The organism is Streptomyces sp. SID5785, from assembly GCF_009870065.1.
GTDB lineage: Bacteria > Actinomycetota > Actinomycetes > Streptomycetales > Streptomycetaceae > Streptomyces.
Genome location: NZ_WWIA01000788.1, coordinates 1 through 7966 on the forward strand (window position 1 = coordinate 1; position 7966 = coordinate 7966).

The 7966-nt window shown below is 72.5% G+C and carries 8 protein-coding genes and 1 pseudogene; 1 reads left to right on the top strand and 8 read right to left on the bottom strand.

Annotation, left to right across the window (positions count from 1 at the left end):
* Positions 1-845, bottom strand: an 845-nt coding sequence (gene rpsB / locus GTW43_RS25920; protein ID WP_161304406.1) for a 30S ribosomal protein S2, incomplete at its 3' end; no start/stop codon positions are given.
* Positions 846-1278: 433 nt separating this feature from the next.
* Here rpsB and GTW43_RS25925 point away from each other — a divergent pair.
* Positions 1279-1980: a M23 family metallopeptidase gene (locus tag GTW43_RS25925; protein ID WP_161304407.1), complete on the top strand. Its 702-nt coding sequence runs from the start codon at positions 1279-1281 to the stop codon at positions 1978-1980.
* Positions 1981-2104: 124 nt separating this feature from the next.
* Here the strand turns inward: GTW43_RS25925 and GTW43_RS25930 are convergent, their stop codons facing one another.
* From GTW43_RS25930 to GTW43_RS25960, 7 genes and pseudogenes are all read right to left on the bottom strand, one after another.
* Positions 2105-2662: a TetR/AcrR family transcriptional regulator gene (locus GTW43_RS25930; RefSeq protein ID WP_161304411.1), complete on the bottom strand. Its 558-nt coding sequence runs from the start codon at positions 2660-2662 to the stop codon at positions 2105-2107.
* Positions 2663-2840: 178 nt separating this feature from the next.
* Positions 2841-3680 (bottom strand): RNA polymerase sigma factor WhiG, encoded by an 840-nt coding sequence (whiG, locus tag GTW43_RS25935; RefSeq protein WP_161304408.1) that lies wholly within the window; start codon positions 3678-3680, stop codon positions 2841-2843.
* A 317-nt stretch (positions 3681-3997) separates the two neighbouring features.
* Positions 3998-5179 (bottom strand): DNA-processing protein DprA, encoded by a 1182-nt coding sequence (gene dprA, locus GTW43_RS25940; protein ID WP_161304409.1) that lies wholly within the window; start codon positions 5177-5179, stop codon positions 3998-4000.
* Positions 5179-6795 carry a YifB family Mg chelatase-like AAA ATPase gene (locus GTW43_RS25945; RefSeq protein WP_161304410.1) on the bottom strand — a complete coding sequence of 539 codons (1617 nt, stop codon included), beginning with the start codon at positions 6793-6795 and terminating at the stop codon, positions 5179-5181. Before GTW43_RS25945 ends, dprA begins: the two co-directional genes overlap by 1 nt.
* Entirely contained in the window at positions 6795-7148 is a 354-nt protein-coding gene (locus GTW43_RS25950; RefSeq protein ID WP_237536816.1) for a YraN family protein, read from the bottom strand. The genes GTW43_RS25945 and GTW43_RS25950 overlap by 1 nt, the downstream gene beginning before the upstream one ends.
* 183 nt (positions 7149-7331) lie before the next feature.
* The gene (locus tag GTW43_RS25955) at positions 7332-7640 is read right to left on the bottom strand and encodes a DUF2469 domain-containing protein (protein WP_005311352.1); all 309 of its coding nucleotides are present in this window, start codon (positions 7638-7640) and stop codon (positions 7332-7334) included.
* A gap of 55 nt (positions 7641-7695) precedes the next feature.
* A pseudogene (locus tag GTW43_RS25960) lies at positions 7696-7966 on the bottom strand (DNA mismatch repair protein MutT); the annotation flags it as partial.

Below are 7966 nucleotides of genomic sequence, written 5' to 3' on the forward strand. Positions count from 1 at the left end.
GCCTCGGCCTCGGCGGGAGCGGCGGCCTCGGCCGGGGTCTCCTCGGCCTTCTTCTCGTCGGCCTTCTTCTCGCCCTCGAGCAGGTCGCGCTCCCACTCGGCGAGCGGCTCGCCCTGGGCCTTCTCGCCCGGCTTCTGGTCACCGGCGGCCTGGCCGGAACGGGCGATGAGGCCCTCGGCGACGGCGTCGGCGATCACACGGGTGAGCAGGGTGACGGAGCGGATCGCGTCGTCGTTGCCCGGGATCTTGTAGTCGACCTCGTCGGGGTCACAGTTCGTGTCGAGGATCGCGACGACCGGGATGTTGAGCTTCCGGGCCTCGCCGACAGCGATGTGCTCCTTCTTGGTGTCCACGATCCAGACGGCGCTGGGAACCTTGGACATCTCGCGGATACCGCCGAGGGTCTTCTCCAGCTTGGCCTTCTCGCGCGAGAGCACGAGAAGCTCCTTCTTGGTGAGACCGGACGCGGCGACGTCCTCGAAGTCGATCTGCTCGAGCTCCTTGAGGCGCTGCAGACGCTTGTAGACGGTCGAGAAGTTGGTGAGCATGCCGCCCAGCCAGCGCTGGTTCACGTAGGGCATGCCGACGCGGGTCGCCTGCTCGGCGATCGCCTCCTGCGCCTGCTTCTTCGTGCCGACGAACATGACCGTGCCGCCGTGGGCGACGGTCTCCTTGACGAACTCGTAGGCGCGGTCGATGTACGACAGCGACTGGAGCAGGTCGATGATGTAGATGCCGTTGCGCTCCGTGAAGATGAAGCGCTTCATCTTCGGGTTCCAACGACGGGTCTGGTGACCGAAGTGGACGCCGCTCTCCAGCAGCTCCCGCATCGTGACGACGGCCATGGCCGTACTCCTCTGGTGTTCTCGGTTGTTTCCTGACGCCCCACCGCGTGCCTGCCGCGTACGCTCTGTCGCTCGTACGGGACCGATAGGCCGCTGACACCGAAGGTGTCGGGGCGTGCGAAGTCGATCCGGTGGCCCGGATCGCCACAAGAAGTGTACGGGACCCGCGGAGCAGCGGGTGACGCCGCTGTCCACAACCGGCCGGTAGTCCACGGTTCGCGCCCATGATCCCCGCGGAACGTCCCGGTCGAGCATCGTCTGAGCCATGCGAGAACTACTGTGCGTGAGGTTCGAGGCGCTGCCGGGCCGCCGGGCGCCGGCGGCACGGCCGTCGCGGGGTGCGGGCCGGGAGGTGGCGCGCCGGGGCCGCCCGGTCCCGAAGACTGTGACGCTCCGGGTGCTCCGGGTGCTCCGGGTGCTCCGGGTGCTCCCGATGGTGGCTGCGGTGGCGTGGGCCCTGCTCGTGCCGGTCGGGCCGTCCATGGCGTGGGCCGTGCCGGGGCCGGTTCCGGTCTCTGACGTCTGGCCCGTCGACGGGAGCGGCGGTGGGCCCGGACCCCCGGCCGTCGTCCGCGACTGGGCTCCACCGTCCTCGCCCTACGGTCCCGGCCACCGGGGCGTCGACCTGGCGGCCCCGATCGGGGCCGCGGTCCGCACGGTGGCGGCCGGCCGCGTCACGTTCGCGGGCCGGGTCGCCGGCCGCGGTGTGATCACCGTCGAACTCACCGACTCCGGCGCACCGCCCCTGCGGACGTCCTACGAACCGGTGAGCGCCACCGTCCGCAAAGGGGCCGAGGTCACCGCGGGCGCTCCCCTCGGCACCCTCGAACTCCCGACGGGACACTGCCCGCCCGTGAGCCCGTCCTGCCTGCACTGGGGCCTGCGTCGCGGCACGACCTACCTGAACCCGCTGACCCTGCTCTCACCCGCGGCCCGCACCCACGGCCCACCCCGCCTGCTCCCCCTGTGGCTGGGCCCACCGCCCCTGCCGCTCAGCCTGGCTCCCGGCGACGGAGACGGAGACAGAGACGACCGGATCGCCCGGCAGGGCCTGCTGAGCCGCGCCCCGGGGAGCCCGGGCGAACGGGCCGGGGCTCCGGCACCGAGCGTGATCTACGGGTGGGGGTGGGGGTGAGGGTGTTCGGGAGGTGAGGGCAGCCCGGAGGTGAGCAGCCGCGAAAGCTGCTGGGACGACGGACTCGCCCACCGGGCGGGGCTGGGCCGGGGCGGGACGGTGCGGACAAGGGCGGCGGCCTGACTCAGCCCGTGACCCCGCGCAGAACCATCGCCACCGCCGCGTCCACGATGGGCCCCGGCTCCTCCGCCGCTCCGAGTTCGATCCGGCGCACGGCCGCGTCGACGACGCCCTGCACGAGCATCGCCGCGAGCCGGGGCTGTTCGTGCCCCATGGCCCCGAGCGCCTCGACCACCATTGCGACCAGGCTCCCGTGCGCGGCCCGGATCTTCTCCCGGGCCCCCGCGTCGAGCTCGCTCGCCGAGATCGCGACGACGGCCCGGTGCCGCCGGTCCCCGACCAGCGCGAGCTGCTCCCGCACGTACGCCTCGACCTTGCCCTCGGGCGTCGAGGCCCGGGCCATCCCGGCCTCCACCTCCGCCGCCCACACCGGGAAGTCGACCGCGCACAGCTCCTCGACGACGGCCGCCCGGGACTTGAAGTACTCGTACACGGACGACCGCGCGAGCCCCGTCCGCTCCGCCAGCGCGGGGAAGGTCAGGGCCTCCGTCCCGCCCTCGGACAGCAGGGAGCGCGCCGCGTCCAGAAGGGCGCCGCGCTGCATCGACCGGTGCTCGGCCACAGAGGCCGCTCGAATCCTTGGCACGCCTCCACTGTACGGACGCGTCCCGCGGGACGGGAGTCTCACCGGACACGCCCGTGCCTGACCGGGGCCCCGCCGAGGCGCCGCAAGGTCGGTACGGGGCCGAGGCCGTGCCGATCCGGGCAGGGACGATTCCGCAGTCGGCACCGGCGGTAGGTCAGCGTCCGAAGCTCGCCAGCTTGGCCCGCAGCTGGAGCACCGACTTCGTGTGGATCTGGCTGACCCGGCTCTCGGTGACCCCCAGCACGTTGCCGATCTCGGCCAGGGTCAGGCCCTCGTAGTAGTACAGCGTGACCACGGTCTTCTCCCGCTCGGGCAGCGTGTTGATCGCCCGCGCGAGGAACCGCCGCAGCTCACGGTCCTCAGCGACCTCCACGGGGTTGTCCGCGGCCTGGTCCTCCAGGGTGTCCATGAGGCTGAGCCGGTCGCCGCTCTCGCCCCCGACATGCAGCAGCTCCTCCAGCGCCACCACATTGGCGAGCGACAACTGGCTGAAAACGGCGTGCAATTCCTCGATCGCGACCCCCATCTCGGCCGCCACCTCTGTCTCCGAGGGAGTCCGCCGCAGCCTCGCCTCGAGCGTGGCGTAGGCCCGCTCCACATTGCGTGCCTTCTGCCGCACCGACCGCGGGATCCAGTCCAGCGCCCGCAGTTCGTCGATCATGGCGCCGCGGATCCGGGTGATGGCGTACGTCTCGAACTTGATCTCGCGCCCGATGTCGAACTTCTCGATCGCGTCGATCAGCCCGAAGACCCCGGACGAGACGAAGTCGGCCTGCTCCACGTTGGGCGGGAGCCCCACACTGACCCGGCCGGCCACGTATTTCACCAGGGGCGAGTAGTGCAGGATCAGCTGCTCGCGCAGCCGCTCGTCGCCCGTCGCCTTGTACGACCTCCACAGCTCCTCCAGGGAGGTGGGAGCCGGGGGCCGCACGCTGGAACCACGGGCGGCGGGTGGCGCCGCCGCCCGGTCGGATCCTGAGGTGTGCTGTGGCATGCGCCGCCTTGTGCCGTCGATCGCTGTGCTGGTGCGGAGCCGGGGGCCCGTTGGGGGCGGGGTGTGCCCGTCTCGTCCTGACTGTTCACGGGCCGTCCACCTGGTCATGGATCGAGGTGACGGACCCGAATCCTGGTGAGCGTAGCGTGACTGGACAGTCGCAGTGTGCGAAGGCCAGGGGATCACACGTGCGCAGATACGTTCCGTTGGGGAACTCGCGCGGCACCTCTGCTCGCTCTGCGTGACCCCCGCGAAGCGTCAACTACCGGAACTGGCAAGGTCATCGGGGTGTCATCCGGACGGCGCAACACGCAGCGTCAGGGAACTCTCCCTTCCGGAAAGACCGTCCCGGCGCTCTGGCGTGTCAACTGCCAGCCGTCACCGTGTCGTTCGACGAACCCCAACGAGCGCAGTTCGTACAACCTCCCGATCGCGTCGTCCTCACTCGTTCCGGCGTCCCGTGCGATCTCCGCGACGGCGCCCGGCTCGTGTACGGGCACGGCGGCGAGCACCCGGGCCGCCGGCGGGGGCAGCAGGTCACGGGCCAGCACGGGGCCGCGGCGCTCGGGCGCGAGCTCGCCCATCTCCCCCACCAGTTCGACCACTTCGGCGGCATCGGTCACCAGTGCGCCCTCCTTGCGCAGCAGTTCGTGCACGCCTGCCGACACGCTGCTCGTCACAGGCCCCGGCACGCCCATCGCGTGACGGCCGAGCCGCTGAGCCCAGCGGGCGGTGCCCAGTGCCCCGCTGCGGTAGGCGGCCTCCACGACGACGGTCCCCCTGGTCAGCGCCGCGATCACCCTGTTCCGCAGGATGAACCGGCTCGGGGTCGGGTGCTCACCGGGTGGCAACTCGGCGATCACCAGTCCCTGTTCCGCGACGCGGTCGATCAACTGCGTGTGCCCGCGCGGATAGACCCGGTCGATGCCGCAGGCCAGCACGGCGACCGTGGCCCCGGTCGCGCCCAGTGCCCCGCGATGGGCGGCCGCGTCGATCCCGTAGGCGCCGCCGGACACGACGACCCAGCCGCGCTCGGCGAGCCCGCCGCCGAGGCTCGCCGCCATGCGCACGCCGTAGTCCGTACAGGCCCGCGCGCCGACGACCGCCACCGAGCGCAACGCCCACATCCGCAGGCTCGGACCGCCCCGGACCCACAGCCCGAGCGGGCGTGCGTCCCCCAGGTCATCGAGCTGCCCGGGCCAGTCGACGTCGCCGGGGCACAGGAAGCGCGCGCCGTGCCGGGCCGCCCGCTCCAGGTCGCGCTCCGGCGGCGGTGCGTCCCGGGCCCGTGCGGCCAGGCCGGCCCAGCGCTCGGCCCGCACGCCGGGCAACCGCTCGGCCCCCTCCTCGTCCGCCGCGGCCGCGTCGATCCGGCGGGCGGTCTCGACGGGGCCGAACTCCCGCAGCCAGCGGGCGGCGACCTCCCAGCCCGGCTCGAGCACCCGGGTGAGCCGGGCCCGGGCCAGGCGCACGGTGTCGGAGACGGCCGCCGGAGTCATCAGCCGGCCCCGATCGTCATCGGCACCCCGCGCGAGATGCCGGTGCGCAGTTGCAGCGCGAGTGCCACGTCCTGGGCGAAGGGCCGGTCGTGGCCGGCCAGGTCGGCGACCGTCCAGGCCACGCGCAGCACCCGGTCGAGGCCGCGTGCCGTGAGGAAGCCGCGCTCCAGGTCGATCTCGGCCTCGTCCAGGGCGCCTGGTGCGGCCGGCCACCGGGTGCGCAGGGCGTGCCCGGGCACCTCGCTGTTGGTCCGCCAGGGGGTGTCGGCGAGGCGTGCCGCGGCCCGCTCCCGGGCCTGCCGGACCCGGTCGGCGACGGCCCGGGTGCTCTCGCCGCGCGGGCCGTATCCCGACAGTTCGTTGCGCGTGACCGCGTCCACCTCGACGCGCAGGTCCACCCGGTCGAGCAGCGGGCCGGAGAGCCGTGCCTGGTAACGCCGCACAGCGGCCGGTGAGCAGTCGCACTCGCCCCCGTGCGCCCGGTACTGCCCGCAGGGGCAGGGGTTCGCGGCGAGCGCCATCAGGAACCGCGCGGGCAGCCGCACCACTCCCGCGCTGCGGGCGATGACGACGTGCCCCGCCTCGAGCGGCTGGCGCAGCGCGTCGAGGGCCCGTCCGCTGAACTCGGGCGCCTCGTCGAGGAACAGCACGCCCCGGTGCGACAGCGACACCGCTCCCGGTCGCGCGACGCCGGGTCCGCCCCCGACGAGGGACTGTATGGTCGCCGAGTGGTGGGGAGCGCAGTACGGCGCCGTGTCGATCATGGATGTGCCGGCCGGCAGCATGCCCGCCACCGAGTGGATGGCCGTGACCTCCAGCGCCTCGGCACGGGTCAGCGGGGGCAGCATGGCGGGCAGTCGCTCGGCGAGCATCGTCTTGCCCGCACCCGGCGGCCCCGAGAGCATCACGTGGTGCGCGCCCGCGGCGGCGACCTCGATGGCGGTGCGCGCCGAGAGCTGGCCCACGACGTCCGCCAGGTCGGGTGCGTGCCCGTCGTGGACCGGACCGCCGAGGCCGGTGCCCGCGCCGCTGCCGGGCATGCTGAGCCCGGCGAGCAGCGGATCTGGGCGCCCGACGGTCTCGGGCTCCTCCTCCGGGACGGGCTCGTCGGTGAGCACCGCGATGAGCTGGCGCAGGCTGCGGACCCCGAGCACGGAGACACCCGGCACCAGGGCCGCCTCGCCCGCCGTGCACTCCGGCACGACCACCTGCTCGTATCCGGCGTCCGCCGCGGCGAGCACCGCCGGGAGCACACCGCGCACCGGGCGCACCCGCCCGTCGAGGCCCAGCTCCCCGATCATGACGATGTCGGCGAGGGCCCGCGGATCGATGCGCTCGGCGGCGCCGAGTACGGCACACGCGACCGCGAGGTCGAATCCCGAACCGGCCTTGGGCACGGACGCCGGGCTGAGCCCGACCGTGAGCTTCTTCTGGGGCCAGTCCGCCCCCGAATTGACGACCGCGGCCCGCACCCGGTCGCGGCTCTCCACCAGGCTCTTGTCCGGCAGGCCGACGAGGGTGAACGCGGCGACGCCCGGCTCCAGGTCGGCCTGCACCTCGACGACGACGCCCTCGACCCCCACCAGGGCCACGGAACAGGTCCGCGCGAACCCCATCAGGACACTCCTCGCACGTGCTCGACGCGCGGTGCGCCCCGCACGGGCACCAGGATCCCGACGACGTCGATGCGGACGCCGCCCGGTGGCGCTCCGCCGTGCTCGTGGATCCAGCGCTCCGCCAGGGACCGCAGCCGCCGCGCCTTGTCCTGCGTGATCGCGGCCATCGGGTGCTCGAAGGCGGCCGCTCCGCTCCCTCTGCGCGTCTTGACCTCGCAGACGACGATCGCGTCGCCGTCCCGCGCCACGATGTCGATCTCGCCCGAGCGGCCCGCGCGCCAGTTCCGCGCGAGCACGGTCATCCCTGCCTCGGCCAGCCGCCTCGCGGCCAGGTCCTCTCCGTACTTCCCCATCGCGCCCCGTGCGTTCACGTCGGCACCACCTCCGACGCCCACGCTGCGGCACGGGACGGACAGAAGTGGATCTTGGTGAACTACCGGCGGGTTGTGGAAAACCCCGTCACCCGCCGGAGGGACCCCGAGCCGGCAGAGCCAGCAGAGGCCGCAGAAGCGGCAGACCCGACAGAAGCGGCAGGGTCAGCTGCCCGGAAGCTCCAGGTCGCTCTTGTTGAGCTCCTCGATGTTCACGTCCTTGAACGTCAGAACGCGCACCTGCTTCACGAAACGAGCCGGGCGGTACATGTCCCAGACCCAGGCATCCGCCATCGAGACCTCGAAGAACACCTCACCCTGGACCGAGTGCACCTGCATCTCGTAGTCATTGGTGAGATAGAACCGACGCTCGGTCTCGATCACGTATTTGAACAGCCCGACGACGTCGCGGTACTCCCGGTAGAGCTTCAGCTCCATCTCGGTCTCGTACTTCTCGAGGTCCTCGGCGCTCATGGCATGTTCCCCTTCTGCCGTGCGTCCCCCTATTGTGCGACAGCCTCCGGCGCCTCTAGACGATTTCCGTGTCGAGGACCAGCGGCTCGCTCGGGGGACCTTCGACGAGCAGCCGGTTCAGCAGCTCGGCGAGTCTGGTCGGGTACACCGTCTCATGGGCCCCCGCCAGTTCCGGGCACGACCACCAACGTGCCCCGGCGACACTGCGCCGCTCCAGGTCGGTCAGGCCCTCCCCGTTGAGCTCCACCGCCGCGTCCGTCGAGGTCGTACGGGCCAGGAAGTACCACTCGTCCTGGTCCCAGCGGCGGCCGTCGAAGGGGAAGGAA

What these genes read in the sequence shown, in the direction of transcription:
- GTW43_RS25925 (WP_161304407.1), top strand. Translation starts at nt 1,279, where the DNA reads ATGGTGGCTGCGGTGGCGTGGGCCCTGCTCGTGCCGGTCGGGCCGTCC.
- whiG (WP_161304408.1), bottom strand. Translation starts at nt 3,680, where the DNA reads ATGCCACAGCACACCTCAGGATCCGACCGGGCGGCGGCGCCACCCGCC.
- dprA (WP_161304409.1), bottom strand. Translation starts at nt 5,179, where the DNA reads ATGACTCCGGCGGCCGTCTCCGACACCGTGCGCCTGGCCCGGGCCCGG.
- GTW43_RS25945 (WP_161304410.1), bottom strand. Translation starts at nt 6,795, where the DNA reads ATGGGGTTCGCGCGGACCTGTTCCGTGGCCCTGGTGGGGGTCGAGGGC.
- GTW43_RS25950 (WP_237536816.1), bottom strand. Translation starts at nt 7,148, where the DNA reads ATGGGGAAGTACGGAGAGGACCTGGCCGCGAGGCGGCTGGCCGAGGCA.
- GTW43_RS25955 (WP_005311352.1), bottom strand. Translation starts at nt 7,640, where the DNA reads ATGAGCGCCGAGGACCTCGAGAAGTACGAGACCGAGATGGAGCTGAAG.